This window comes from Streptococcus mitis (assembly GCF_003944325.1).
In the GTDB taxonomy this organism is placed as follows: domain Bacteria; phylum Bacillota; class Bacilli; order Lactobacillales; family Streptococcaceae; genus Streptococcus; species Streptococcus mitis_CW.
Map to the genome: position 1 here is coordinate 15686 of NZ_RJPX01000022.1, position 23951 is coordinate 39636.

A 23951-nucleotide genomic window follows, 5' to 3' on the forward strand; every position below is an offset into this window, starting at 1 on the left:
GGAGTCTCTAGGTTTTATTGACTAAGAGACAAAGTTTCTTCTAACTCGAGTTTCTGAGTTACTAGCTATAGATGCAGATCTTTTTGCCATTGATATCAGCCAGCGTGATGGGAATCTCGTAAAGTTGACTGAGCAGGTCAGCCTGCATGATTTGAGCAGTTGTTCCCTTGCTAAAGACTTGACCGTCTTTGAAGGCGACAATTTCATCTGCATACTGACTGGCCATGTTGATATCGTGGAGGACGAGGATAATGGTCTTTACGAGTTCCTCCACCAGTCTCCGAAGAATCTGCATCATGCTGACGCTTTGTTTGATGTCGAGATTGTTGAGTGGTTCGTCCAGCAAGATAAAGTCTGTATCCTGGGCCAGTACCATAGCGATAAAGACCCGCTGGAGTTGTCCCCCAGACAGGCTATCGATGTAGCGGTCTTTTAGGTTGGTTAGTTCCAGATAGTCCAGAGTTTCTCGGATTTTTCCCCAATCTTCTGGTCTCAGTCGACCTCGGCTGTAGGGAAAACGTCCAAAACTGACCAGTTCTTCAACCGTCAATTTGGCTTGGTAATTGATTTTCTGTTTTAGGATGGTTAGTTCTTGGGCTAGTTCTTGCGAATTCCAGCTCTCGATTTCACGTCCTTTGATACTAAGAATTCCCTGATCTTTCTTGGTTAGTCTGCTCATGATGGAGAGGAGAGTCGATTTTCCAGCACCATTTGGACCGATAAAGGCTGTCAGTTTCTGAGGACTGACTTCAAGTGAAATACCTTGCAAAATATTCTGTTTTTGAATGGATTTGTCAATGTTTTCCAGTTTCACTGACGTGCCCTCCTATAAAGTAAGATAAAGAATAAGAGACCTCCTACACTTTCTATGATCATACTGATGCGAATTTCCAGCGCAAAGACTCGTTCAATCAGAGCTTGCCCCAAGGTCAAACTGATAAATCCGACCAGAATAGCCACGATAAAGAGCAACTTGTGCCGATAATCTTTGACGATTAGGTAGGTAAGATTGGCCAGCATAAAGCCGAAGAAGGCCATAGGCCCTACCAAGGCAGTGGCCGTTGAGGTCAAAAGCACGATGCCCCAGAGGAGTTCTTTCTGTTCTTTTTCAACATCGAGTCCCAATATCTGAGCTGTTTCTCTTTGCAGATGCAAGACATCCAGAATGACTGCTTTCCGAAAGAAAAAGAGTGCCAAAGCAAGGATAATCAGAGAACCGATTGCTAGGATGGAAGTGTTGAGATGTTGAAAGGAGGCAAAAAGACTGTTTTGCAGTTTATCGTATTCGTTTGGATCCATGAGAACCTGAAGAAAGGTACTAATATTTCGAAAGAGACTTCCGAGGGCTAGACAAATCAGCAGGATGAAGACCAGATCTTGCTTCATCAGTGTCTTCAAGTAGCCTTGTAAAGCGAGAAAGAAGAGGGATTGAAGCAGAAGCAAGACTAGAAATTCTAAGGTAGGAGACTTACCAAGTTGAAGAAGCTTGCTCTCAAAAACCAGTAGTAGGGTTTGTAGTAGGACGTAGAAGGATTCGATTCCTAAAATACTTGGCGTCAGAAAGCGATTTTCCGTCAGGGTTTGAAAACTAATGGTCGAAATCCCAGTCGCGATGGCTACCAAGAGATAAACGATAATCTTTTGGGAACGCAATTTCCAAGCAAAGGCTGACAAGTGAGTGATGGGCCAAAAGTAGAGAAGACAAGCTCCGATGGCCAGAATAATGAGAATCCAGAAGAGTTTGGTATGTTTGCTTTTAGACTGCATCTTTTCGTCCCCCTCTCCAGAGAAGTAGGATAAAGACGAGGCTACCAATGATTCCTAGTAGAAGACTGACAGACAGCTCATAGGGCCGAATTAGAACTCGGGATAGGATGTCGCAAGCCAGAACTAGATTGGCACCGACCAGTGCTACGATGAGTTTGGTTTGACTTAGATTATCTCCGTAGCGCTTGCGAACAAGATTGGGAACGATAACTCCGAGAAATGGTAAGCCACCCACGGTAATCATAGTGACACTTGTCGTTAATGCAATCAGAAAGAGAGCCAGTTTTTCAAGTAGGGAGTAAGAAATCCCCAAACTTTCACTGGTTTCTTTTCCTAGATTCATGATGGTAAAGGTTTGAGATAATTTCCAAACAGCTATCAGGATAATGAGACCTAAGAAGAGCCACTCATACTGATGGGTCTGAATCATGGAGAAGGAACCCTGGGTCCAAGCTGTCATACTCTGAACCAGATTGAAACGATAGGCGATAACTTCTGTCACAGAACCGATAATCCCGCTATAGATGATCCCAATCAGAGGCAACATCCACCTTTCCTTTATAGTAAAAATGGTCATAAAGGCTAGGAAGAAGAGGGTGAATACGATGGATGAAACAAAAGCAAAGAGCATCTTTTGGGTCAGACTAGCCGACGGAAAGACAAAGAGGCTCAATACCATTCCTAGTTTGGCAGATTCAGTGGTTCCAACTGTGCTTGGAGCAGCAAACTGATTTTGAGTGATAGTCTGCATGAGAAGTCCTGCCATACTCATACTAGAGGCGGTTAGAAGAATGCTAATGGTTCTTGGAAGACGAGACTCTTGAAAGAGAAGCCAGGTCTGCTGGTCGAAAGCAAAGAGCTTTCCCCATGAAAAATTACTGGTCCCAATGCTAATAGAGAGAAAGACTAGGACTAGAAGTAAGCCGATTAAATAATGAGAAAGTTTCATACCCCGTCCTTTCATGTAGATTTGATATCGAAAGATACCTGCGGATATTACTGTAACACGATTTCTTTAATCTGTCAATAAATTTTCTGACAATTTAATGTAAAAAGAAAGAGAAATTCCTGAAAGAACATCTGTCTCTCTTTTTATAGGAAAACTGAGTAAAAAACTATCCACCTTCCCGCTATCCTTCTCCTATAAAAAGTGGTAAAATGGATGAAAGAAAGAAGGAACTGAAATGACAACATTATTTTCAAAAATCAAAGAAGTAACAGAACTTGCTGCGATCTCAGGTCATGAAGCACCTGTCCGTGCTTATCTTCGTGAAAAGTTGACACCGCATGTGGATGAAGTGGTGACAGATGGCTTGGGTGGTATTTTCGGGATTAAACATTCAGAAGCTGCGGATGCGCCGCGCGTCTTGGTCGCTTCTCATATGGATGAAGTTGGTTTTATGGTTAGTGAGATTAAGCCAGATGGTACCTTCCGTGTGGTTGAAATTGGTGGTTGGAATCCTATGGTGGTTAGTAGCCAACGTTTCAAACTCCTGACTCGTGACGGTCGTGAAATTCCTGTGATTTCGGGTTCTGTCCCTCCACATTTGACTCGCGGAAAGGGTGGACCAACTATGCCAGCTATTGCAGATATCGTCTTTGATGGCGGTTTTGCGGACAAGGCTGAGGCAGAAAGTTTTGGCATCCGTCCTGGCGACACCATCGTACCAGATAGCTCTGCAATCTTGACAGCCAATGAAAAAAATATCATATCAAAAGCTTGGGATAACCGTTACGGGGTTCTCATGGTGAGCGAGTTGGCAGAAGCCTTGTCAGGTCAAAAGCTTGGGAATGAACTCTATCTTGGCTCTAACGTCCAAGAAGAGGTTGGACTTCGTGGCGCTCATACTTCTACAACCAAGTTTGATCCAGAAGTTTTCCTAGCAGTTGACTGTTCACCTGCTGGTGATGTCTACGGTGGTCAAGGCAAAATTGGAGATGGAACCTTGATTCGCTTCTATGATCCAGGTCACTTGCTTCTCCCAGGGATGAAGGATTTCCTTTTGACAACGGCTGAAGAAGCTGGAATCAAGTACCAATACTACTGTGGTAAAGGCGGAACAGACGCTGGCGCAGCTCATCTGAAAAATGGTGGTGTCCCATCTACAACTATCGGTGTTTGCGCTCGTTATATCCATTCTCACCAAACCCTCTACGCTATGGATGACTTCCTAGAAGCTCAAGCTTTCTTACAAGCCTTGGTGAAGAAATTGGATCGTTCAACGGTTGATTTGATTAAAAATTATTAAACCATAAGGGAGGTGGTAGGGATGGTAGAACCAAACCTAGAAAGCCTTATAAAAGATCTTTACAATCATGCTCGACATGATTTGAGTGAAGATTTAGTTGCTGCTCTCCTAGAGACTGCTAAAAAACTGCCTACTACAAATGAGCAATTGCTGGCAGTTCGTCTCTCAGGCCTGGTCAATCATGAATTGCTCCTAAATCCCAAACATCCGGCACCTGAGTTGCTCAACTTAGCTCGCTTTATCAAAAGAGAAGAAGCCAAGTACCGAGGAACCGCAGCTTCTGCTATTATGTTTGGCGAACTCTTTAAAATGCTTTGATTCCATTGCGGATCAAAGCATTTTTCTATATGGTGGAAAAGCAACTATTGTTAAGGAGAAAAAAGCCATCCCATTTAGGATAGCTTCTTGGTACTTATACTCAATGAAAATCAAAGAGCAAACTAGGAAACTAGCCGCATGCTGTACTTAAGTACGGCAAGACGACGTTGACGTGATTTGAAGAGATTTTCGAAGAGTATTAGATTTGTTCAGCGATGACCTTTTCAGCTAGATTCATAGCGTGGTCAGACACACGAGTGTAGTGGGAAACAATATCGATAAAGTTGACTCCAGCTTGTGTAGAACACTCACCCTTGTTGAGGCGTTTGATATGGGTCTTTCTGAGAACACGCTCTATATTGTTGATTTCTTTATGGCGTTCAATCAGACTTTGAGCTTTTTCAATATCATTGTTTTCCACACTATCAAGGGCATCCTTGATAAAACCAGTGGTTTTTTGATAGATATCAGCCAATTCTTGCAAAGCAGCTTCAGAGAACTCAACATTTTTACGTTGAAGGTAGTCAGTCAGATTGATTAGGGCTTCTGCGTGGTCCCCAATCCGTTCCAAATCACGGGATGAATCAAGGATGTTGGTCAGCACTTCGCTTTCTTTCTGGCTAAGGGCTTCACTTGAAAGAGTAATCAGGTAACGAGTCAATTTTTCATCAATGGTATTGATGGCTTCTTCTGTCTTGTGTCCTTTTTCAGCAACCTTTTCATTAAGGTCAATGATGTAGTTGTAAGAAAGGTCAAAGGCTTTAGAAGCATAATTTCCTAAGTGTAGGAGTTCTTTTTTGGCATTTCCGAGAGCGATTGATGGAGCTTGTTTAATCAAATGTTCATCAAGATAAAGCGGCTCGTACTTCACAACTTCATCTTCACCAGGGATGAGCTTGGTTACAAAGAAAGCCAAGGCTCCGATGAAGGGAAATTGTACGATGGTGTTACTTACGTTAAAGGCACCGTGAGAGAAGGCGATGGTCATCTCAGGTGAGAGGTGAAGGAGTGCTTGGAAGTACTCAATCATAGCAGTGAAGGGGCCTAAGAAGATTAAGCAAAGAATAGTTCCTAAAACGTTAAAGGTAACGTGGGTTGCAGCAACGCGTTTCGCAGAGACATTGGCTCCAGCTGCCGCGATGATAACGGTTAAAGTGGTCCCAATATTATCTCCGAAGAGAACTGGTAGAGAACCATTAAGGTCAAGGAATCCACCTGCATAGAGACCCTGCAAAATCCCGATTGTCGCAGAAGAAGCTTGGATGAGAACGGTAATCACTGCACCAGCAAAAACTCCTAAAATTGGATTTTGTCCCAAGGTTACCATATACTCCTTGAATTGTGGTAAATCTTTAAGAGGGCTCATACCGGCACTGATGAGGTTGAGGGCATAGAAGATTCCCCCTACACCAAACAGGATGCGCCCGATATTGTTTGCTGTTCTATTTTTTGTAAAAAATAGGAACATGGTTCCAAGGAAAATCAAGGGTAAAGCATACTCACCAAGCTTGAAACCGATGATAAAGGAAGTAACGGTAGTTCCGATGTTGGCTCCCATGATAATTCCGATAGCCTGTCTAAGAGTTAGAAGGCTAGCGCTGACCAGACCAACCGTGATAACTGTAACCCCTGTACTTGACTGAATCAGGGCAGTCACGACAATCCCGACTAGAACACCTAAAAAGGGATTGCTGGTGTACTTGTCAATGTAAAAACGAAGGCGATCTCCAGCAGCTTGTTGCAAACCGTCTCCCATGGTCTTGATACTATACAAGAATAGTCCCAGACCACCTAAAAAGTGAAATAAAATTTCCTGCCAATTAATGGACATTTCTTTTTCCTCCGAAAAATAATAACGGAATATCTCCTATTCTATTTTAAAGGATAAAAGTAAATCTAACAAGTGTTTAGATGAAATTTTAGAAAGAAAATTTGTGAGAAAAAGTAAAAATAATAAACTTTAACATGACATGGAGATTAAATATCGAAAAATCTTGTGAAATCTTTCCTTATATTTCCAAAGTGTGATATAATAGTTTCGAATAAAATAAATAAAGGGGTTTTTGTAACATGGCAAAACTTACTGTTAAAGACGTTGACTTGAAAGGTAAAAAAGTCCTCGTTCGTGTGGATTTCAACGTACCATTGAAAGATGGCGTAATCACTAACGACAACCGTATCACTGCAGCTCTTCCAACTATTAAGTACATCGTCGAACAAGGTGGACGTGCTATCCTCTTCTCTCACCTAGGACGTGTGAAAGAAGAAGCAGACAAAGCTGGTAAATCACTTGCTCCTGTAGCTGTTGACTTGGCAGCTAAATTGGGTCAAGACGTTGCTTTCCTTCCAGGTGTCACTCGTGGTGCTGAATTGGAAGCAGCTATCAACGCTCTTGAAGATGGACAAGTTCTCTTGGTTGAAAACACTCGTTACGAAGATGTTGATGGCAAGAAAGAATCTAAAAACGATCCTGAACTTGGTAAATACTGGGCATCACTTGGAGATGGTATCTTCGTAAACGATGCATTCGGTACAGCTCACCGTGCACATGCATCTAACGTTGGTATCTCAGCAAACGTTGAAAAAGCAGTTGCTGGATTCCTTCTTGAAAACGAAATTGCCTACATCCAAGAAGCAGTTGAAACTCCAGAACGTCCATTCGTAGCCATCCTTGGTGGTTCAAAAGTTTCAGACAAGATCGGTGTTATCGAAAACTTGCTTGAAAAAGCTGATAAAGTCCTTATCGGTGGTGGTATGACTTATACATTCTACAAAGCACAAGGAATCGAAATCGGTAACTCACTTGTAGAAGAGGACAAATTGGATGTTGCGAAAGCTCTTCTTGAAAAAGCAAATGGTAAATTGATCTTGCCAGTTGACTCAAAAGAAGCAAACGCCTTTGCTGGTTACACTGAAGTGCGTGACACTGAGGGTGAAGCAGTTTCTGAAGGCTTCCTTGGTCTTGACATCGGTCCAAAATCTATCGCTAAATTTGACGAAGCTTTGACTGGTGCGAAAACAGTTGTATGGAACGGACCTATGGGTGTATTTGAAAACCCAGACTTCCAAGCTGGAACAATCGGTGTGATGGATGCTATCGTGAAACAACCAGGCGTTAAATCAATCATCGGTGGTGGTGACTCAGCTGCCGCAGCGATCAACCTTGGACGTGCAGACAAGTTCTCATGGATCTCTACTGGTGGTGGAGCTTCAATGGAACTCCTTGAAGGTAAAGTTCTTCCAGGACTTGCAGCCTTGACAGAAAAATAAGATTTTATAAATGAATCAAAGAAGAGAGGGATGAAAGTTCCTCTTTTCTTTTGCTTAAAATAAAAACGCTTCCTCTCAACTATTGCTCATAAAATCAGCCAATTTATGATAAAATGGAAATAGAAAGTTGAGATTATGAGTTATTTTAAAAAATATAAATTCGATAAATCCCAGTTCAAACTTGGTATGCGAACCTTTAAAACAGGTATTGCTGTTTTTCTAGTTCTCTTGATTTTTGGCTTTTTTGGCTGGAAAGGTCTTCAAATCGGTGCTTTGACAGCCGTTTTTAGTCTGAGGGAGAGTTTTGATAAGAGTGTTCATTTTGGGACTTCGCGTATTCTAGGAAATAGTATCGGTGGCCTCTATGCTCTGGTCTTCTTCCTATTAAATGGCTTTTTCCATGAAGCTTTTTGGGTAACTTTAGTAGTTGTTCCAATCTGTACCATGTTAACCATTATGACAAATGTAGCCATGAATAACAAAGCAGGTGTTATTGGCGGTGTAGCAGCTATGTTAATCATTACCCTATCGATTCCGAGCGGGGAAACAATTTTGTACGTGTTTGCGCGTGTATCAGAAACTTTCATGGGAGTTTTTGTCGCAATTCTGGTAAATTACGATATTGACCGCATTCGTCTCTTTTTAGAAAAAAAAGAAAAATAATGTTACATTTTATAACATTATCAATTGACGTTTGTCTTTTTTTAGACTATAATAGACAGAAAGAAGGAAATTGTAAATGAAGGAAAAAGAATTTCGCCGAAATATGGCTGTTTTTCCTATCGGCAGTGTTATGAAGTTGACCGATCTATCGGCGCGTCAGATTCGTTATTATGAAGATCAAGAGTTGATTAAACCTGATCGAAACGAAGGAAACCGTCGCATGTATTCTTTGAATGACATGGATCGTCTGCTTGAAATCAAAGATTATATCTCTGAGGGTTATAATATCGCTGCCATTAAGAAAAAATATGCTGAACGTGAAGCGAAATCCAAGAAAGCGATTAGTCAGACTGAAGTGCGTCGTGCACTTCACAATGAACTCCTCCAACAGGGTCGCTTTGCTTCAGTACGGTCACCTTTTGGTCGCGGTTAGGCAACCGCAAGTAGTCATACATTAAGGAGAAAACTCATGCCAATCACAGCTGCAGATATTCGTCGTGAAGTCAAGGAAAAAAATGTTACCTTTATTCGTCTTATGTTCTCAGATATTTTGGGGACGATGAAGAACGTCGAAATTCCTGCTACAGATGAACAGTTAGATAAAGTCTTGTCAAACAAGGCTATGTTCGATGGATCTTCTATTGAAGGTTTTGTACGTATCAATGAGTCAGATATGTACTTGCATCCTGACTTGGATACATGGACAGTCTTCCCTTGGGGAGATGAAAATGGAAGTGTTGCAGGTTTGATCTGTGATGTCTATACAACAGCAGGTGAGCCATTTGCAGGTGACCCTCGTGGCAATTTGAAACGTGCTCTTCGTCACATGGAAGAAGTGGGATTCAAATCCTTCAATCTTGGGCCAGAGCCAGAATTCTTCCTATTTAAGTTGGATGAAAATGGAGACCCAACACTTGAAGTGAATGACAAGGGTGGCTACTTTGATTTGGCGCCTACTGACCTTGCGGACAATACACGTCGTGAGATTGTGAATGTCTTGACCAAAATGGGATTTGAAGTAGAAGCCAGTCACCACGAGGTTGCGGTTGGACAGCATGAGATTGACTTCAAGTACGATGAAGTTCTCCGTGCTTGTGATAAAATTCAAATCTTTAAACTTGTTGTTAAAACCATTGCTCGCAAACATGGTCTTTACGCAACCTTTATGGCCAAACCAAAATTTGGTATTGCTGGATCAGGTATGCACTGTAATATGTCCTTGTTTGATGAGGAAGGAAATAATGCCTTCTTTGATCCAAATGATCCAAAAGGAATGCAGTTGTCAGAAACTGCCTACTATTTCCTTGGCGGTTTGATCAAGCATGCCTACAACTATACTGCTATCATGAACCCAACAGTTAACTCATACAAACGTTTGGTTCCAGGTTATGAAGCGCCTGTTTACATTGCTTGGGCTGGTCGTAACCGTTCGCCACTTGTGCGCGTGCCTGCTTCACGCGGTATGGGAACTCGTCTTGAGTTACGTTCAGTGGATCCGATGGCAAACCCATACATCGCTATGGCTGTTCTTTTGGAGGTTGGTTTGCATGGTATTGAAAATAAAATCGAAGCACCAGCTCCTATCGAAGAAAATATCTACATCATGACAGCAGAAGAGCGTAAGGAAGCTGGTATTACAGACCTTCCATCAACTCTTCACAACGCTTTGAAAGCTTTGACAGAAGATGAGGTTGTCAGAGAAGCTCTTGGAGAACATATCTATACTAGTTTCCTTGAAGCCAAACGAATCGAATGGGCAAGCTATGCAACCTTCGTTTCACAATGGGAAATTGATAACTATTTAGATCTTTACTAATATAGAAGAAAGATTGCCTGAGGGTGGTCTTTTTTCTTGCGTTTTATATCGAGGTGTGATATATTTTATATAACGAAGTGCGATATATCGAACTGAATAGGAGGTGCTTATAAATGGAATTAACGGATAAGGTTCGTCGGGTCTATCTTCCGATGACGGAAACGGGTTTTTATATCTTGTTCTGTTTGCAAAAGGAAGGTCATGGTTATAGTATTACGCAAAAGGTCAAGGAGATGACAGATTCGCAAGTTTCGATTAGTCCTGGAACTATGTATGGAACCTTGTCAAAAATGGAAAAGGATGGTTTGATTTTCTTTGTCCGCGAAGAGGAAAAACGGAAAATCTATCAGATAACAGACTTGGGACGAAAAGTCTTAGATATTGAATTGAAGCGTATTGAACGGCTCTATAGAAACAGTCGGGAGGAAGGATGATGGAAAAGAAAATTGTTTATCGAATTTTTACAATTGCGGATTATGAGAGGGAGGCTCTATACTTTAGAGAAATGCATGCTAAGGGCTGGAAACTTAGGAAAGTAAGCTATTCTATCTTATTGTTTGCAGTTAAGTATACCTTTGAAAAATGTCAGCCTGAGCAAGTGTCTTATCAGTTGGCTTTTTACCCAATGGAAAAATCAGAGAGAACCTCCTATTTACAACTCTTTAAAGACTGTGGCTGGGAGCATATTACAGACTTTAATAGTTTTTCCTATTTTAGAAAAGCACATTCTGAAATTGAATCGAATGTAGAATTTGAAATCTATAATGACGCTGCTGGGAAGTTAGCTATGGTTAACCGCATTTTAAGACTGCGATTAGTACCTGTTTTACTTTTGCTAGCCATACATATACCATTCTTACTTAAATTGCTCAATAGAAGTAATGCGTATGGTCTATGGAGTTTACTTGCGGTCGGGCTAGATATTTTCTTGTCTTTAATCCTTTTGTTAATGGTTGTATACATTAGCTAGAAGTTATGGCATAAAAAGAAGGAATTATCAGATTTATGATAGGGTAGGTATGCTCAAAATTGGAGGGGAAGTCATGATAAATAAAAAGCAATTTAAGATTTTCACCATTCTTGATTTGGACAAGGAAGAAGAATATTTACATGAGATGCATTTGAAAGGTTGGAGGTATAGAACGAGTCGTTTTGGTTTGTTCTATTTTGACCAATGTCAACCAGATGATGTCATCTACCGTATCTATGATTCTAGATTTCTTAAAAAGCATAAGCATGAACTGCAAGATTTTAGAAATAGAGGTTGGGAATTGATAGAAAGAGGTTTTTGTTCAGTTCTTCGTAAACCAGCTTCTGATATACTTTCAGAGGATCAAGTTTATATGAGTAATAATCTCAGGTGGGAAGTTATGCGGTCTAGACTTCGTTCCTGTACAGCTACTTTCTCGGGTGGTCTTGTTGTTTGTATGAGTTTATTTAAAGAAGAGCTTTCTATGTCTTTCTTTATTATTTTTCTTTTGTATGCTTTTCTGATTTCTTATCTAATCCTTGGTTTTTTCAGACTTAAAAGGAAATACCAAGTAGATGAACAGTAAGGTTCTAGGTCTTCAGACTGATTTTTAGCACTCTTGACAAAAGAGTGCTAATTTTTTGAGTTTTTATCTTGACATTCTCTTTTAAGGGTGTATAATAGAATCATAAGTTAGCACTTGAACGTATCGAGTGCTAATCGATCAGACAGAGAGGAGTGATGAGATGGTTACAGAGCGTCAGCAGGATATTTTAAATCTGATTATTGACATCTTTACCAAAACGCACGAACCTGTCGGATCCAAAGCATTGCAAGAGTCTATTAACTCTAGCAGCGCAACTATTCGTAATGACATGGCGGCTCTAGAAAAGCAAGGTTTGCTTGAGAAGGCTCATACTTCAAGCGGTCGGATGCCAAGTGTTGCTGGTTTTCAGTACTATGTAAAACACTCACTGGATTTTGACCGACTGGCTGAAAATGAGGTATATGAGATTGTCAAAGCCTTTGATCAGGAATTTTTCAAGCTAGAGGATATTCTACAAGAAGCTGCTAATCTACTGACAGACCTGAGTGGCTGTACGGTAGTGGCATTGGATGTTGAGCCGAGCAGGCAACGTTTGACAGCCTTTGATATCGTTGTTTTGGGGCAACATACAGCCTTGGCAGTATTCACCCTAGATGAGTCGCGAACGGTTACCAGTCAGTTTCTGATTCCAAGGAACTTTTTGCAGGAGGATTTGCTGAAACTGAAGAGCATCATTCAGGAACGTTTCCTCGGCCACACCGTTCTAGATATTCACTACAAGATTCGGACGGAGATTCCGCAGATTATCCAGCGTTACTTTACAACAACGGATAATGTGATTGATCTCTTTGAACACATCTTTAAGGAAATGTTCAACGAAAACATTGTGGTGGCGGGCAAGGTCAATCTCTTGAATTTTGCTAATCTGGCAGCTTATCAGTTCTTTGATCAGCCACAAAAGGTGGCCTTGGAGATTCGTGAGGGGTTGCGTGAAGATCAGATGCAAAACGTCCGTGTTGCGGACAGTCAAGAGTCCTGTCTAGCTGACCTAGCGGTGATTAGTAGCAAGTTCCTCATTCCTTATCGGGGAGTTGGAATTCTAGCCATTATCGGTCCAGTCAATCTGGATTACCAACAGCTAATCAACCAAGTCAATGTAGTCAATCGTGTTTTGACCATGAAGTTGACAGATTTTTACCGCTACCTCAGCAGTAATCATTACGAAGTACATTAAGATTGAAATCATTAAAGGAGGCGAACATGGCCCAAGATATAAAAAATGAAGAAGTAGAAGAAGTCCAAGAAGAGGAAGTTGTGGAAACGGTAGAAGAAACAACTCCTGAGAAGTCTGAATTGGACTTGGCAAATGAACGTGCAGATGAGTTCGAAAACAAATACCTTCGCGCTCATGCAGAAATGCAAAATATCCAACGCCGTGCCAATGAAGAGCGTCAAAACTTGCAACGTTATCGTAGCCAGGACTTGGCAAAAGCGATTCTCCCTTCTTTGGATAACCTTGAGCGTGCACTCGCAGTTGAAGGTTTGACAGATGATGTGAAGAAGGGCTTGGAAATGGTGCAAGAAAGCTTGATTCACGCTTTGAAAGAAGAAGGAATCGAAGAAATCGCAGCTGACGGTGAATTTGACCATAACTACCATATGGCCATCCAAACTCTCCCAGCAGACGATGACAACCCAGCAGATACCATCGCCCAAGTCTTCCAAAAAGGCTACAAACTCCATGACCGCATCCTACGCCCAGCCATGGTAGTAGTGTACAACTAGGCAATTCTGACGGTAGCTAAAGCAACTCGTCAGAAAACGGCAATCGCTATGGCGTTTGCCTAGCCTCCTTACTAACTCGTCGTCGAAATAAAATCGATTTCGACTTCTCATGTCGCAATTTACATAATAGAAAACTTGTCCGAAACGACAATAAACTATGAAGAAAGATAAGAGGCAAGCCGGAGGCTTGCAAGGAAGATATTTCCCATCGTGGTGAAAGTTTCAGTAGCAAAAGCTACTGAAACAGGGGATTTTTGAGACAATAGGCTCAAAAATAAGTGATGAAATCCCGAAGGGAGTTGCTCACGTCCCCACCACTTAAGGGAAATATCAAAAATAGAAAATTAACTAACAAGGAGAAAAACATATGTCTAAAATTATCGGTATTGACTTAGGTACAACAAACTCAGCGGTTGCAGTTCTTGAAGGAACTGAATCAAAAATCATCGCAAACCCAGAAGGAAACCGCACAACTCCATCTGTAGTCTCATTCAAAAACGGAGAAATCATCGTTGGTGACGCTGCAAAACGTCAAGCAGTTACAAACCCAGATACAGTTATCTCTATCAAATCTAAAATGGGAACTTCTGAAAAAGTTTCTGCTAACGGAAAAGAATACACTCCACAAGAAATTTCAGCTATGATTCTTCAATACTTGAAAGGTTATGCTGAAGACTACCTTGGTGAAAAAGTAACCAAAGCAGTTATCACAGTTCCTGCTTACTTCAACGATGCTCAACGTCAAGCAACAAAAGACGCTGGTAAAATCGCTGGTCTTGAAGTAGAACGTATCGTCAACGAACCAACTGCAGCCGCTCTTGCTTACGGTTTGGACAAGACTGACAAAGAAGAAAAAATCTTGGTGTTCGACCTTGGTGGTGGTACATTCGACGTCTCTATCCTTGAATTGGGTGACGGTGTCTTCGACGTATTGTCAACTGCAGGGGACAACAAACTTGGTGGTGATGACTTTGACCAAAAAATCATTGACCACTTGGTAGCAGAATTCAAGAAAGAAAACGGTATTGACTTGTCTACTGACAAGATGGCAATGCAACGTTTGAAAGATGCAGCTGAAAAAGCGAAGAAAGACCTTTCTGGTGTAACTTCAACTCAAATCAGCTTACCATTTATCACTGCTGGTGAAGCTGGACCTCTTCACTTGGAAATGACTTTGACTCGTGCGAAATTTGACGATTTGACTCGTGATCTTGTAGAACGTACAAAAGTTCCAGTTCGTCAAGCCCTTTCAGATGCAGGTTTGAACTTGTCAGAAATCGACGAAGTGATCCTTGTTGGTGGTTCAACTCGTATCCCAGCCGTTGTAGAAGCTGTTAAAGCTGAAACTGGTAAAGAACCAAACAAATCAGTAAACCCTGATGAAGTAGTTGCCATGGGTGCTGCTATCCAAGGTGGTGTGATTACTGGTGATGTTAAAGACGTAGTCCTTCTTGACGTAACACCATTGTCACTTGGTATCGAAACAATGGGTGGTGTCTTCACAAAACTCATCGACCGTAATACAACAATCCCAACATCTAAATCACAAGTCTTCTCAACAGCAGCAGACAACCAACCAGCCGTTGATATCCACGTTCTTCAAGGTGAACGCCCAATGGCAGCAGATAACAAGACTCTTGGACGCTTCCAATTGACAGATATCCCAGCTGCACCTCGTGGAATTCCTCAAATCGAAGTAACATTTGACATCGACAAGAACGGTATCGTGTCTGTTAAAGCTAAAGACCTTGGAACTCAAAAAGAACAAACAATTGTTATCCAATCAAACTCAGGTTTGACAGACGAAGAAATCGACCGCATGATGAAAGATGCAGAAGCTAACGCTGAAGCAGATAAGAAACGTAAAGAAGAAGTTGACCTTCGTAACGAAGTAGACCAAGCGATCTTTGCGACTGAAAAGACAATCAAAGAAACTGAAGGCAAAGGCTTCGATGCAGAACGTGATGCTGCACAAGCTGCCCTTGATGATCTTAAGAAAGCTCAAGAAGACAACAACTTGGACGAAATGAAAGCAAAACTTGAAGCATTGAACGAAAAAGCTCAAGGCCTTGCTGTTAAACTCTACGAACAAGCCGCAGCAGCACAACAAGCTCAAGCAGGAGCAGAAGGCGCACAAGCAACAGGAAACGCAGGCGATGACGTCGTAGACGGAGAGTTTACTGAAAAATAAGATGCAAAGCCCGTTAAAACCTCACAGTGAAAATAGGAAATCTGACACAGAAACTTTAGTTTCTAGGAAGATTTGTCTTTTTCACCAAGAGGTTAGGGAGTGCTCGATTTAGCATTACTAGTTTGATTTTTAAAACTCGAACGTCGTAATGATAGGAAGAAATCCAGAGGTTGCAACCCAGCCTCTGTTTTTCGATAAAATAGAGGATGTTGCGTATGAAAAAAGTACTTTGTATCATTTATCCTAATTTTTCTCTTTATGAGATAACCACTTTAACAAGTACTTTAGCTCTGTCTTTTGATATCACGATTGATTATGTCGCTTCTGAGAATTCGATGGTGGTCTCTGAGGATGGTTTGCCCTGTCAACCGACGAAAACATTGGATCAGTTCCGTATAGAAGATTATTCTTGTGTGATTTTGCCAGGAATGGTAAATATAGGTCCTACTCTACAAGATGAGAAATTGATCTCGTTTTTGAGAAGTCTTAATGAGCAAGATGTCTTAATTGCAGCCATTTCTTCAGCGCCCCTTTTATTGGCGAAGGCAGGCTTGTTGAACGACACGAAATTTACAGGTGGAATTTGGCAAAACTTCTTTGATTATTTTGAATTTCTTCCACGTAAGAATTTTCAACCGAAAGTTCTTGTCCAAGATAAACAAATCATTACGGCTATCGGTTTTGCACATCAAGAGTTTGCAAGAAAAGTGATTTTTGGTTTAGGGTTGGCAGAGAATACGGACAACTATTTTAAAGAACAGAACGAGTATGCTGAAGAGGATTTGATATTTACTCTATCAGATGAAGAGTTTAATCAAGTGAAGCAGAGTATAGAAAACAGCCTCTAAAGATTTACATGAAAATTATAGAAAGGAACAACGGTGTTCGTAACTGAACACGGGTTCCCAAATTTCTTACTCAATATAAAAGAAAGGAATTGAACCCGACCTAAATCGAGGTTTGATTCAAAATATCAATAGAAAGGAACAAAGGTGTTCAGGGAATTGAACACGGGCTACGGACTGTGCCAAAAAGATAGTTTTTTCTAGGACGCAAGCGTCCGTCGTCAAAACTCCTATTTTGGCTGTGTCCGTTTGACGCCCTTTGTATCTTGAATTATGAACAATACTGAATTTTATGATCGTCTGGGGGTGTCAAAAAACGCTTCGGCAGACGAGATCAAAAAGGCTTATCGTAAGCTTTCGAAAAAATATCACCCAGATATCAACAAGGAGCCTGGTGCTGAGGACAAGTACAAGGAAGTTCAAGAAGCCTATGAGACTTTGAGTGACGACCAAAAACGTGCAGCCTATGACCAATATGGTGCTGCAGGAGCCAACGGTGGCTTTGGTGGTGCTGGTGGTTTCGGCGGTTTCAATGGGGCAGGTGGCTTCGGTGGTTTTGAGGACATCTTCTCAAGTTTCTTCGGCGGAGGCGGTGCTTCACGCAATCCAAATGCTCCTCGTCAAGGGGATGATCTCCAGTATCGTGTGAATTTGACTTTTGAAGAAGCTATTTTTGGATCTGAAAAAGAAGTTAAATACAACCGTGAAGCAAGCTGTCGTACATGTAATGGCTCTGGTGCTAAGCCAGGAACAAGTCCAGTCACTTGTGGACGCTGTCATGGCGCTGGTGTCATTAACGTTGATACGCAAACTCCTCTTGGTATGATGCGTCGCCAAGTAACCTGTGATGTCTGTCATGGTCGCGGAAAAGAAATCAAAGATCCATGTACAACTTGTCACGGAACTGGTCATGAGAAACAAGCTCATAGTGTACATGTGAAAATCCCTGCTGGTGTGGAAACAGGTCAACAAATTCGCCTAGCTGGTCAAGGTGAAGCAGGATTTAACGGTGGCCCTTACGGTGACTTGTATGTAGTGGTTTCTGTGGAAGCCAGCGACAAGTTTGAACGTGAAGGAACGACTATCTTCTACAATCTCAACCTCAACTTTGTCCAAGCAGCTCTTGGTGATACCGTTGATATTCCAACTGTTCATGGTGATGTTGAATTGGTTATTCCAGAGGGTACTCAGACTGGTAAGAAATTCCGCCTACGTGGTAAGGGGGCACCAAGCCTACGTGGTGGTGCAGTTGGTGACCAATACGTTACCGTTAATGTCGTAACACCGACAGGCTTGAACGACCGCCAAAAAGCAGCTTTGAAAGAATTCGCAGCTGCGGGTGATTTAAAAGTCAATCCAAAGAAAAAGGGCTTCTTTGACCATATTAAAGATGCTTTTGAAGGAGAATAAAGTAAAAAGAGCCGTCGGGCTCTTTTTACTTATCTTCAATTTCCTGTGTTTCTTTGATCACGGCTAGTCTAGTCTGGATATCTTTTTCCAAGACCTTAAACTTGTAAGTCAGGTCTTCTTGGTATTCCTTGATGAATTCTTTTTGCTGGTCGATGATTTGCAGGCTGTTTTGGATAATATCCACATCGTCCTTGATAGCTTGAACGCGGTCAGTGGTATTCAAGACTTCATCTGTGATGGTTTGGCGATTTTTTGTGACCAGATAGCTTCCAGCTGCAGCTCCTGCAAATAGCAGTAGATTGGATAATTTCATGGCAACTCCTTAGGCGTTTTTGATAGTTTCAGCGACTTGAGCGAGTTTGTCAAAGTCTGGTTCGTGGGCGATAAAATCAATCTTGAGGTCATCGTCCGCACTGTAGCGAGGCACGAGGTGAACGTGGGTATGAAAGACTGTTTGGCCTGCGATTTCTTCACAGTTGGCAATGATATTCATGCCAGCAGCCTTGGTAGCTTTCATGACTTTTTGAGCGACTTTTGGTACTTGGGCAAAAAGTTGGCTGGCGCTAGTAGCGTCCATTTCCAAGAGATTGCGATAGTGTTCTTTTGGTACGACCAAGGTGTGCCCTGGTGTCACTTGAGAGATATCAAGAAAGGCAAGAACCTGCTCATCTTCATATACTTTTGAAGCAGGAATTTCCCCTGCGATGATTTTACAAAAAATGCAATCTGACATAAAATCTACCTCTACTGTATTGAATTTTGATATAATATAGCTACATTATACCAGATTTGGAGAAAATATGTTAGAAATTAAAAACCTGACAGGTGGCTATGTCCACGTCCCTGTCTTGAAAGATGTATCTTTTACTGTTGAAAGTGGGCAGTTGGTTGGTTTGATTGGTCTCAATGGCGCTGGTAAATCGACGACAATCAATGAGATTATCGGTCTGTTGACACCTTATAGTGGCTCCATCAATATCAATGGTTTGACCCTGCAAGAAGACGCGACTAGCTACCGTAAGCAAATTGGCTACATTCCTGAAACACCTAGTCTGTATGAGGAATTGACCCTCAGAGAGCATATCGAAACGGTTGCTATGGCTTATGGTATCGAGCAGAAAGTGGCTTTTGAGCGAGTGGAGGCTTTGCTAAAAATGTTCCGTCTGGACCAGAAATTGGACTGGTTTCCTGTTCATTTTTCAAAAGGGATGAAGCAGAAGGTCATGATTATCTGTGCTTTTGTGGTAGATCCGAGTCTCTTCATCGTGGATGAACCTTTCCTTGGTCTCGATCCGCTGGCTATTTCTGACTTGATTCAGCTTTTGGAAGTGGAAAAGCAAAAGGGCAAGTCCATTCTCATGAGTACTCACGTGCTGGATTCGGCTGAGAAGATGTGTGATGCTTTTGTCATTCTTCACAAAGGGGAAGTGCGTGCCAAGGGGAATTTAGCGCAACTGCGCGAAGCCTTTGACATGCCTGAGGCTAGTTTGAATGATATTTACTTGGCTCTGACCAAAGAGGAGGAGCTATGAAAGACTTGTTTTTAAAGAGAAAGCAGGCTTTTCGTAAGGAGTGTGTCGGTTATCTGCGCTATGTTCTCAATGACCACTTTGTCTTGTTCCTGCTTGTCCTGCTGGGCTTTCTAGCCTACCAGTACAGTCAACTCTTGCAAGATTTTCCTGAAAATCATTGGCCTATCCTTTTGTTTGTAGGAATTACGTCTGTTTTACTTTTGCTTTGGGGTGGAATTGCCACCTATATGGAGGCTCCAGACAAGCTCTTTCTCTTAGTTGGAGAAGAGGAAATCAAGCTACATCTCAAGCGTCAAACTGGCATTTCCCTAGTCTTTTGGCTCTTTGTACAGACCCTTTTCTTGCTTTTATTTGCGCCCTTATTTTTAGCCATGGGTTATGGCTTGCCAGTTTTTCTGGTCTATGTTCTTTTATTGGGGTTAGGTAAATATTTCCTCTTTCGTCAAAAGGCTAGTAAATTTTTCACTGAAACTGGACTGGACTGGGACTATGTCATTTCTCAAGAAAGCAAGCGTAAGCAAGTCTTGCTTCGTTTCTTTGCCCTCTTTACGCAGGTCAAGGGAATTTCAAACAGCGTCAAGCGTCGTGCCTATCTGGACTTTATCCTAAAGGCTGTTCAGAAGGTGCCTGGGAAGATTTGGCAAAATCTCTATCTGCGTTCTTATCTGCGAAATGGAGACCTCTTTGCCCTCAGCCTTCGTCTGCTCTTGCTTTCCTTGCTGGCGCAGGTCTTTATCGAGCAAGCTTGGATTGCGACAGCGGTGGTGGTTCTCTTTAACTACCTCTTGCTCTTCCAGTTGCTGGCCCTCTATCATGCCTTTGACTACCAGTATTTGACCCAACTCTTTCCACTAGACAAGGGGCAAAAGGAAAAAGGTTTACAGGCGGTAGTCCGAGGATTGACCAGTTTTGTTTTACTTGTGGAATTAGTTGTCGGGTTGATTACCTTCCAAGAAAAACTGGCCCTTCTAGCCTTGCTGGGTGCAGGTTTGATTTTACAAGTCTTGTATTTACCTTATCAGGTAAAACGTCAGATGCAGGACTAACATTGCTTATACGACACTAAAAAAGAAGTTGAGTTCAGTTTGTCTCAACTTCTTTTATTTTCTACAAGATAATGGTTGGTCCATAGAGACTCAACTTGGTTTTGACCTGGTCAAAGTGGAAGCGGTCATAGGCCCGCCAAGCGGCGCGAGTAGGAGCATCTGGATCAAGAGCGCTGAGTCCCATGAGAAGACTGGAAGTCTGGTAAAATTTTTCCAGTTCAATCAAGACTCGATTATCCACTGTCTCAGCCTTGGCTAGAAAACCAAGAATAGAGTTTAATTGTTCCTGAAAGCGGACGTCGTCAGCGCTTACCTGTTTGCATGCTTGATAGGCCTTGTTTAAGTCAGTAATCAAAGTCTGAGCTCTTTTGATGGGGTCTGTATCTGTCATGAGAATTCCTCCTTTAATCTGGGTGCTAGTCTTGTTTCTAGCAACTGTGTTTTGATACTGTCAGTCTATCACTTTTATCTCCTTTTTCACCATCAAATCTTTAATTGTACTTGAAATTTCCTGAATGGTACTGTTAAGATTTTATGATAAAATAGTTGTAAGATTATCATGCTTATCTGAGGGACAAGACACCTTTCAGGAGCTTTCAAAGACTGTTTAGGATTGGGTGCGCTTGTGTAAGAACTTTTCTGTTATTCTTTTCTTATACTCAATGAAAATCAAAGAGCAAACTAGGAAGCTAGCCGCAGGCTGTACTTGAGTACGGCAAGGTGAAGCTGACGTGGTTTGAATTTGATTTTCGAAGAGTATTAGGAGGAGAATCCAATGAAACATATGATTATTCAGACGCAGAAAACAGTCTATAAAGTAAACGTCGACGATATCTACTATATCCAAGCACATCCAACTAAAGCCCATACCGTACAGATTGTTACAGAAGAGGCTAGTTTTAATATGGTTCAAAATTTAAGTAATCTTGAGAACCAATATGGGGAAACCTTGATGAGGTGTCATCGAAATTGTTTGGTTAATCTTGATAAAGTAAAATCGATTGATTTTCAAGAAAGAATCCTTTTTCTCGGAGAAGAAGGTCAATACGCTGTCAAGTATGCCAGACGTCGCTATAGAGAAATTCGTCAAAAATGGTTGAAAGAAGGGGAGTAAGAAAATGAGAATATTTGTTTTAGAAGATGATTTTTCCCAGCAGACTAGGATTGAAACGACGATTGAGAAACTCTTGAAGGAACATCATATCATTCCCAGTTCTTTTGAGGTCTTTGGCAAGCCAGACCAACTGCTGGCAGAGGCGCATGAGAAGGGAGCTCATCAGCTATTCTTTTTGGATATTGAGATTCGAAATGAAGAGATGAAGGGGCTAGAAGTGGCTAGAAGGATTCGGGATCGAGACCCCTATGCCCTGATTGTCTTTGTGACGACTCACTCGGAGTTTATGCCTCTGTCCTTTCGCTACCAAGTGTCTGCTTTGGACTATATTGATAAGGCCTTGTCAGCTGAGGAGTTTGAGTCTCGTATCGAGACAGCCCTTCTCTATGCCAATAGTCAAGACAGTAAGAGTCTAGCTGAAGATTGCTTTTACTTTAAATCAAAATTTGCCCAATTCCAGTATCCTTTTCAAGAGGTTTACTATCTTGAAACGTCGCCCAGAGCCCATCGTGTTATTCTCTATACCAAGACAGACAGACTGGAATTTACAGCGAGTTTAGAGGAGGTTTTCAAGCAGGAACCCCGTCTCTTGCAGTGCCATCGCTCTTTTCTCATCAATCCTGCCAATGTAGTTCGTTTGGATAAGAAAGAAAAACTCCTTTTCTTTCCCAATGGTGGAAGCTGTATGATAGCGCGTTATAAGGTCAGGGAAGTGTCTGAAGCTATCAATAACTTGCATTGAGCTAGGAGAGTTTATGAATATTGCTTGGATATTATTGTATACACTTGTTACTCATGGACTAGAAATTGTCATTTTCTTTAAGGTGGATGGAATTGGTCTCACTTTTGAGAGGATTTTTAAAGCCTTTCTTTTTAAGATACTGTTGGCCTTTGTTTTTTTAATGATTGGCTATATTGTAGGAGATAGTTTCCTATTTTATTTTATGGAACCCTTGTACGGTATAGGCTTGTCTTTCTTACTGTTAAGAGGGCTTCCTAAAAAACTCCTCTTCTTTTATGGTCTCTTTCCAATGATATTGGTGAATCTCTTTTATAGAGGGGTCTCTTATTTTGTGCTTCCATTTTTGGGACAAGAAATTGTAGATAAAGATAGCAATCCTATCTTTTTATTGATGACGATATTCGTTTGCTTCATAGTTTTAGTCTTTTTGAAATGGTTGGACTACGATTTCACTAACTTGAGAAAGGAGATTCTAGATAAAGCTTTTCAAAAGTCCCTGACTAAGATTAACTGGATAATGGGGGCTTACTATCTAATGATGCAAAGTCTGTCTTTCTTTGAATATGAACAGGGTATTCAATCAACGACTGTTCGCCATCTCATCCTAGTCTTTTACCTACTCTTTTTTATGGGGATGATCAAGAAATTGGATACCTATTTGAAGGACAAACTTCATGAGAGACTGGACCAAGAGCAGGCCTTGCGCTACAGAGATATGGAACGCTATAGTCGGCATATAGAGGAACTTTACAAGGAAGTCCGGAGTTTTCGGCATGATTATACCAACCTCTTGACCAGCTTACGTCTGGGCATTGAAGAGGAGGATATGGAGCAGATAAAGGAGGTCTACGACTCGGTCTTAAAGGATTCCAGTCAGAAATTGCAAGACAATAAATATGACCTAGGCCGATTGGTGAATATTCGGGACCGTGCCCTCAAAAGTCTTCTAGCAGGGAAATTTCTAAAAGCTAGAGAAAAGGACATTGTCTTTAATGTCGAAGTTCCTGAGGAGATTCAGGTAGAGGGGATGAGCTTGCTTGACTTTCTAACCATTGTGTCTATCCTTTGTGACAATGCTATTGAAGCTAGTATAGAGGCCAGTCAACCTCATGTTTCAATCGCCTTTTTAAAAAATGGAGCACAGGAGACTTTTATCATTGAAAATTCCATTAAAGAAGAGGGCATCGATATTTCTGAGATTTTCTCCTTTGGAGCCAGTTCTAAAGGGGAGGAGAGAGGAGTTGGTCTCTATACCGTTATGAAAATTGTGGAAAGCCATCCCAATACCAGTCTCAATACCACCTGCCAAAATCAAATCTTTCGTCAAGTGCTTACTGTGATACATACAGAATGATAAAAAATAAGACCGAGAGTTCTTGTTTCTCGGTCTGTATGGTTGAATAGTTAATCAAATTAGTTTTGAGTTACAGTAAATTGCTTGTATGAAATAATTTTCTCTATCATCAACTATCGGGAGAGGTTTCTAACTTTTGAAATCTAATTCTGCTATATCTACTTTTTATTTTTAGTTTTTAATAATCCTATTATAGATAGAGTTATTAAAGTTATGGACATTAAACTGCTAAAAATAAATACTTTTGATGTTAATCCAATAGAAAATAGTAATATTCCATAAAAAATATTGGATATATAATAAATCTTACTTTTCATGATTACTTGCCTCCG

At 41.3% G+C, this 23951-nt stretch carries 26 protein-coding genes; 19 read left to right on the forward strand and 7 right to left on the reverse strand.

The genetic code is table 11. The features are described 5' to 3' along the window. Positions 1 to 61 precede the first annotated feature (61 nt). Genes D8787_RS07230 through D8787_RS07240 form a run of 3 tightly spaced genes read right to left on the reverse strand, consistent with a single transcriptional unit; the run spans position 62 to position 2716 of the window. Positions 62 to 814: an ABC transporter ATP-binding protein gene (locus tag D8787_RS07230; RefSeq protein WP_125422283.1), complete on the reverse strand. Its 753-nt coding sequence runs from the start codon at positions 812 to 814 to the stop codon at positions 62 to 64. Then, positions 811 to 1767, reverse strand: a complete 957-nt coding sequence (locus tag D8787_RS07235; RefSeq protein WP_125422286.1) for an iron chelate uptake ABC transporter family permease subunit — start codon at positions 1765 to 1767, stop codon at positions 811 to 813. The genes D8787_RS07230 and D8787_RS07235 overlap by 4 nt, the downstream gene beginning before the upstream one ends. Next, positions 1757 to 2716, reverse strand: a complete 960-nt coding sequence (locus D8787_RS07240) for an ABC transporter permease (RefSeq protein WP_185776775.1) — start codon at positions 2714 to 2716, stop codon at positions 1757 to 1759. The genes D8787_RS07235 and D8787_RS07240 overlap by 11 nt, the downstream gene beginning before the upstream one ends. Before the next feature lie 235 nt (positions 2717 to 2951). On the opposite strand from D8787_RS07240, the gene pepA reads away from it, so the two are divergent. Both pepA and D8787_RS07250 read left to right on the forward strand, forming a co-directional pair. After that, a complete protein-coding gene (gene pepA, locus D8787_RS07245; protein WP_000209170.1) occupies positions 2952 to 4016 on the forward strand; it encodes a glutamyl aminopeptidase in 1065 nt (354 codons plus the stop codon). A gap of 21 nt (positions 4017 to 4037) precedes the next feature. Then, complete coding sequence (locus D8787_RS07250; RefSeq protein ID WP_125422295.1) at positions 4038 to 4334, forward strand: bacteriocin immunity protein; 297 nt, start codon at positions 4038 to 4040, stop codon at positions 4332 to 4334. 199 nt (positions 4335 to 4533) lie between these two features. Here the strand turns inward: D8787_RS07250 and D8787_RS07255 are convergent, their stop codons facing one another. Then, the gene (locus tag D8787_RS07255; protein ID WP_125422298.1) at positions 4534 to 6165 is read right to left on the reverse strand and encodes a Na/Pi cotransporter family protein; all 1632 of its coding nucleotides are present in this window, start codon (positions 6163 to 6165) and stop codon (positions 4534 to 4536) included. 239 nt (positions 6166 to 6404) lie between these two features. Between D8787_RS07255 and D8787_RS07260 the strand changes: the two genes are divergently transcribed. From D8787_RS07260 to dnaJ, 12 genes are all read left to right on the forward strand, one after another. Next, entirely contained in the window at positions 6405 to 7604 is a 1200-nt protein-coding gene (locus tag D8787_RS07260) for a phosphoglycerate kinase (protein WP_125422300.1), read from the forward strand. Between the two features lie 135 nt (positions 7605 to 7739). Continuing rightward, on the forward strand, positions 7740 to 8267 hold the full coding sequence (locus D8787_RS07265) for an FUSC family protein (RefSeq protein WP_049540998.1): 528 nt from the start codon (positions 7740 to 7742) through the stop codon (positions 8265 to 8267). A gap of 76 nt (positions 8268 to 8343) precedes the next feature. Next, positions 8344 to 8700 carry a transcriptional repressor GlnR gene (gene glnR, locus D8787_RS07270; protein ID WP_125422302.1) on the forward strand — a complete coding sequence of 119 codons (357 nt, stop codon included), beginning with the start codon at positions 8344 to 8346 and terminating at the stop codon, positions 8698 to 8700. 36 nt (positions 8701 to 8736) lie between these two features. After that, positions 8737 to 10083 (forward strand): type I glutamate--ammonia ligase, encoded by a 1347-nt coding sequence (gene glnA / locus D8787_RS07275; protein ID WP_125422304.1) that lies wholly within the window; start codon positions 8737 to 8739, stop codon positions 10081 to 10083. 113 nt (positions 10084 to 10196) lie between these two features. Next, positions 10197 to 10517, forward strand: a complete 321-nt coding sequence (locus D8787_RS07280; RefSeq protein WP_125422306.1) for a PadR family transcriptional regulator — start codon at positions 10197 to 10199, stop codon at positions 10515 to 10517. Beyond that, positions 10517 to 11053 (forward strand): DUF2812 domain-containing protein, encoded by a 537-nt coding sequence (locus tag D8787_RS07285; protein ID WP_125422309.1) that lies wholly within the window; start codon positions 10517 to 10519, stop codon positions 11051 to 11053. The genes D8787_RS07280 and D8787_RS07285 overlap by 1 nt, the downstream gene beginning before the upstream one ends. A gap of 73 nt (positions 11054 to 11126) precedes the next feature. Next, positions 11127 to 11639, forward strand: a complete 513-nt coding sequence (locus tag D8787_RS07290) for a DUF2812 domain-containing protein (protein ID WP_125422311.1) — start codon at positions 11127 to 11129, stop codon at positions 11637 to 11639. 160 nt (positions 11640 to 11799) lie between these two features. Continuing rightward, positions 11800 to 12834 carry a heat-inducible transcriptional repressor HrcA gene (gene hrcA / locus D8787_RS07295; RefSeq protein ID WP_000255759.1) on the forward strand — a complete coding sequence of 345 codons (1035 nt, stop codon included), beginning with the start codon at positions 11800 to 11802 and terminating at the stop codon, positions 12832 to 12834. Positions 12835 to 12860: 26 nt separating this feature from the next. After that, on the forward strand, positions 12861 to 13385 hold the full coding sequence (grpE, locus tag D8787_RS07300) for a nucleotide exchange factor GrpE (RefSeq protein WP_125422313.1): 525 nt from the start codon (positions 12861 to 12863) through the stop codon (positions 13383 to 13385). Positions 13386 to 13752: 367 nt separating this feature from the next. Next, entirely contained in the window at positions 13753 to 15576 is a 1824-nt protein-coding gene (gene dnaK, locus D8787_RS07305) for a molecular chaperone DnaK (RefSeq protein WP_125422315.1), read from the forward strand. 215 nt (positions 15577 to 15791) lie between these two features. After that, positions 15792 to 16424 carry a DJ-1/PfpI family protein gene (locus tag D8787_RS07310; RefSeq protein ID WP_125422318.1) on the forward strand — a complete coding sequence of 211 codons (633 nt, stop codon included), beginning with the start codon at positions 15792 to 15794 and terminating at the stop codon, positions 16422 to 16424. Between the two features lie 270 nt (positions 16425 to 16694). Then, a complete protein-coding gene (gene dnaJ / locus D8787_RS07315) occupies positions 16695 to 17831 on the forward strand; it encodes a molecular chaperone DnaJ (RefSeq protein WP_125422321.1) in 1137 nt (378 codons plus the stop codon). Positions 17832 to 17856: 25 nt separating this feature from the next. On the opposite strand, the gene D8787_RS07320 is transcribed toward dnaJ, so the two are convergent. Further along, positions 17857 to 18144 (reverse strand): hypothetical protein, encoded by a 288-nt coding sequence (locus tag D8787_RS07320; RefSeq protein WP_125422324.1) that lies wholly within the window; start codon positions 18142 to 18144, stop codon positions 17857 to 17859. Between the two features lie 9 nt (positions 18145 to 18153). Further along, positions 18154 to 18564, reverse strand: a complete 411-nt coding sequence (locus D8787_RS07325) for an HIT family protein (protein ID WP_001278317.1) — start codon at positions 18562 to 18564, stop codon at positions 18154 to 18156. 67 nt (positions 18565 to 18631) lie between these two features. On the opposite strand from D8787_RS07325, the gene D8787_RS07330 reads away from it, so the two are divergent. After that, complete coding sequence (locus D8787_RS07330) at positions 18632 to 19363, forward strand: ABC transporter ATP-binding protein (RefSeq protein WP_125422327.1); 732 nt, start codon at positions 18632 to 18634, stop codon at positions 19361 to 19363. Further along, positions 19360 to 20409 carry an ABC transporter permease gene (locus D8787_RS07335; protein WP_125422330.1) on the forward strand — a complete coding sequence of 350 codons (1050 nt, stop codon included), beginning with the start codon at positions 19360 to 19362 and terminating at the stop codon, positions 20407 to 20409. The genes D8787_RS07330 and D8787_RS07335 overlap by 4 nt, the downstream gene beginning before the upstream one ends. 61 nt (positions 20410 to 20470) lie before the next feature. Here the strand turns inward: D8787_RS07335 and D8787_RS07340 are convergent, their stop codons facing one another. Beyond that, complete coding sequence (locus tag D8787_RS07340) at positions 20471 to 20800, reverse strand: helicase BlpT (RefSeq protein WP_125422333.1); 330 nt, start codon at positions 20798 to 20800, stop codon at positions 20471 to 20473. Between the two features lie 384 nt (positions 20801 to 21184). Between D8787_RS07340 and D8787_RS07350 the strand changes: the two genes are divergently transcribed. The 3 genes from D8787_RS07350 to D8787_RS07360 are packed head-to-tail and all read left to right on the forward strand — an operon-like array spanning position 21185 to position 23619. Beyond that, the gene (locus D8787_RS07350) at positions 21185 to 21523 is read left to right on the forward strand and encodes a LytTR family DNA-binding domain-containing protein (protein WP_084947399.1); all 339 of its coding nucleotides are present in this window, start codon (positions 21185 to 21187) and stop codon (positions 21521 to 21523) included. Between the two features lie 4 nt (positions 21524 to 21527). After that, complete coding sequence (locus tag D8787_RS07355; protein ID WP_125422336.1) at positions 21528 to 22265, forward strand: response regulator transcription factor; 738 nt, start codon at positions 21528 to 21530, stop codon at positions 22263 to 22265. Between the two features lie 13 nt (positions 22266 to 22278). Next, complete coding sequence (locus D8787_RS07360; RefSeq protein WP_125422339.1) at positions 22279 to 23619, forward strand: sensor histidine kinase; 1341 nt, start codon at positions 22279 to 22281, stop codon at positions 23617 to 23619. The last annotated feature ends 332 nt before the right edge of the window (positions 23620 to 23951 follow it).

Excerpts from the sequence above, each read along its gene's own strand:
- D8787_RS07235 (WP_125422286.1), bottom strand. The coding sequence starts at position 1,767 with ATGCAGTCTAAAAGCAAACATACCAAACTCTTCTGGATTCTCATTATT.
- D8787_RS07240 (WP_185776775.1), bottom strand. The coding sequence starts at position 2,716 with ATGAAACTTTCTCATTATTTAATCGGCTTACTTCTAGTCCTAGTCTTT.
- pepA (WP_000209170.1), top strand. The coding sequence starts at position 2,952 with ATGACAACATTATTTTCAAAAATCAAAGAAGTAACAGAACTTGCTGCG.
- D8787_RS07250 (WP_125422295.1), top strand. The coding sequence starts at position 4,038 with ATGGTAGAACCAAACCTAGAAAGCCTTATAAAAGATCTTTACAATCAT.
- D8787_RS07255 (WP_125422298.1), bottom strand. The coding sequence starts at position 6,165 with ATGTCCATTAATTGGCAGGAAATTTTATTTCACTTTTTAGGTGGTCTG.
- D8787_RS07260 (WP_125422300.1), top strand. The coding sequence starts at position 6,405 with ATGGCAAAACTTACTGTTAAAGACGTTGACTTGAAAGGTAAAAAAGTC.
- D8787_RS07265 (WP_049540998.1), top strand. The coding sequence starts at position 7,740 with ATGAGTTATTTTAAAAAATATAAATTCGATAAATCCCAGTTCAAACTT.
- glnR (WP_125422302.1), top strand. The coding sequence starts at position 8,344 with ATGAAGGAAAAAGAATTTCGCCGAAATATGGCTGTTTTTCCTATCGGC.
- glnA (WP_125422304.1), top strand. The coding sequence starts at position 8,737 with ATGCCAATCACAGCTGCAGATATTCGTCGTGAAGTCAAGGAAAAAAAT.
- D8787_RS07280 (WP_125422306.1), top strand. The coding sequence starts at position 10,197 with ATGGAATTAACGGATAAGGTTCGTCGGGTCTATCTTCCGATGACGGAA.
- D8787_RS07285 (WP_125422309.1), top strand. The coding sequence starts at position 10,517 with ATGGAAAAGAAAATTGTTTATCGAATTTTTACAATTGCGGATTATGAG.
- D8787_RS07290 (WP_125422311.1), top strand. The coding sequence starts at position 11,127 with ATGATAAATAAAAAGCAATTTAAGATTTTCACCATTCTTGATTTGGAC.
- hrcA (WP_000255759.1), top strand. The coding sequence starts at position 11,800 with ATGGTTACAGAGCGTCAGCAGGATATTTTAAATCTGATTATTGACATC.
- grpE (WP_125422313.1), top strand. The coding sequence starts at position 12,861 with ATGGCCCAAGATATAAAAAATGAAGAAGTAGAAGAAGTCCAAGAAGAG.
- dnaK (WP_125422315.1), top strand. The coding sequence starts at position 13,753 with ATGTCTAAAATTATCGGTATTGACTTAGGTACAACAAACTCAGCGGTT.
- D8787_RS07310 (WP_125422318.1), top strand. The coding sequence starts at position 15,792 with ATGAAAAAAGTACTTTGTATCATTTATCCTAATTTTTCTCTTTATGAG.
- dnaJ (WP_125422321.1), top strand. The coding sequence starts at position 16,695 with ATGAACAATACTGAATTTTATGATCGTCTGGGGGTGTCAAAAAACGCT.
- D8787_RS07320 (WP_125422324.1), bottom strand. The coding sequence starts at position 18,144 with ATGAAATTATCCAATCTACTGCTATTTGCAGGAGCTGCAGCTGGAAGC.
- D8787_RS07325 (WP_001278317.1), bottom strand. The coding sequence starts at position 18,564 with ATGTCAGATTGCATTTTTTGTAAAATCATCGCAGGGGAAATTCCTGCT.
- D8787_RS07330 (WP_125422327.1), top strand. The coding sequence starts at position 18,632 with ATGTTAGAAATTAAAAACCTGACAGGTGGCTATGTCCACGTCCCTGTC.
- D8787_RS07335 (WP_125422330.1), top strand. The coding sequence starts at position 19,360 with ATGAAAGACTTGTTTTTAAAGAGAAAGCAGGCTTTTCGTAAGGAGTGT.
- D8787_RS07340 (WP_125422333.1), bottom strand. The coding sequence starts at position 20,800 with ATGACAGATACAGACCCCATCAAAAGAGCTCAGACTTTGATTACTGAC.
- D8787_RS07350 (WP_084947399.1), top strand. The coding sequence starts at position 21,185 with ATGAAACATATGATTATTCAGACGCAGAAAACAGTCTATAAAGTAAAC.
- D8787_RS07355 (WP_125422336.1), top strand. The coding sequence starts at position 21,528 with ATGAGAATATTTGTTTTAGAAGATGATTTTTCCCAGCAGACTAGGATT.
- D8787_RS07360 (WP_125422339.1), top strand. The coding sequence starts at position 22,279 with ATGAATATTGCTTGGATATTATTGTATACACTTGTTACTCATGGACTA.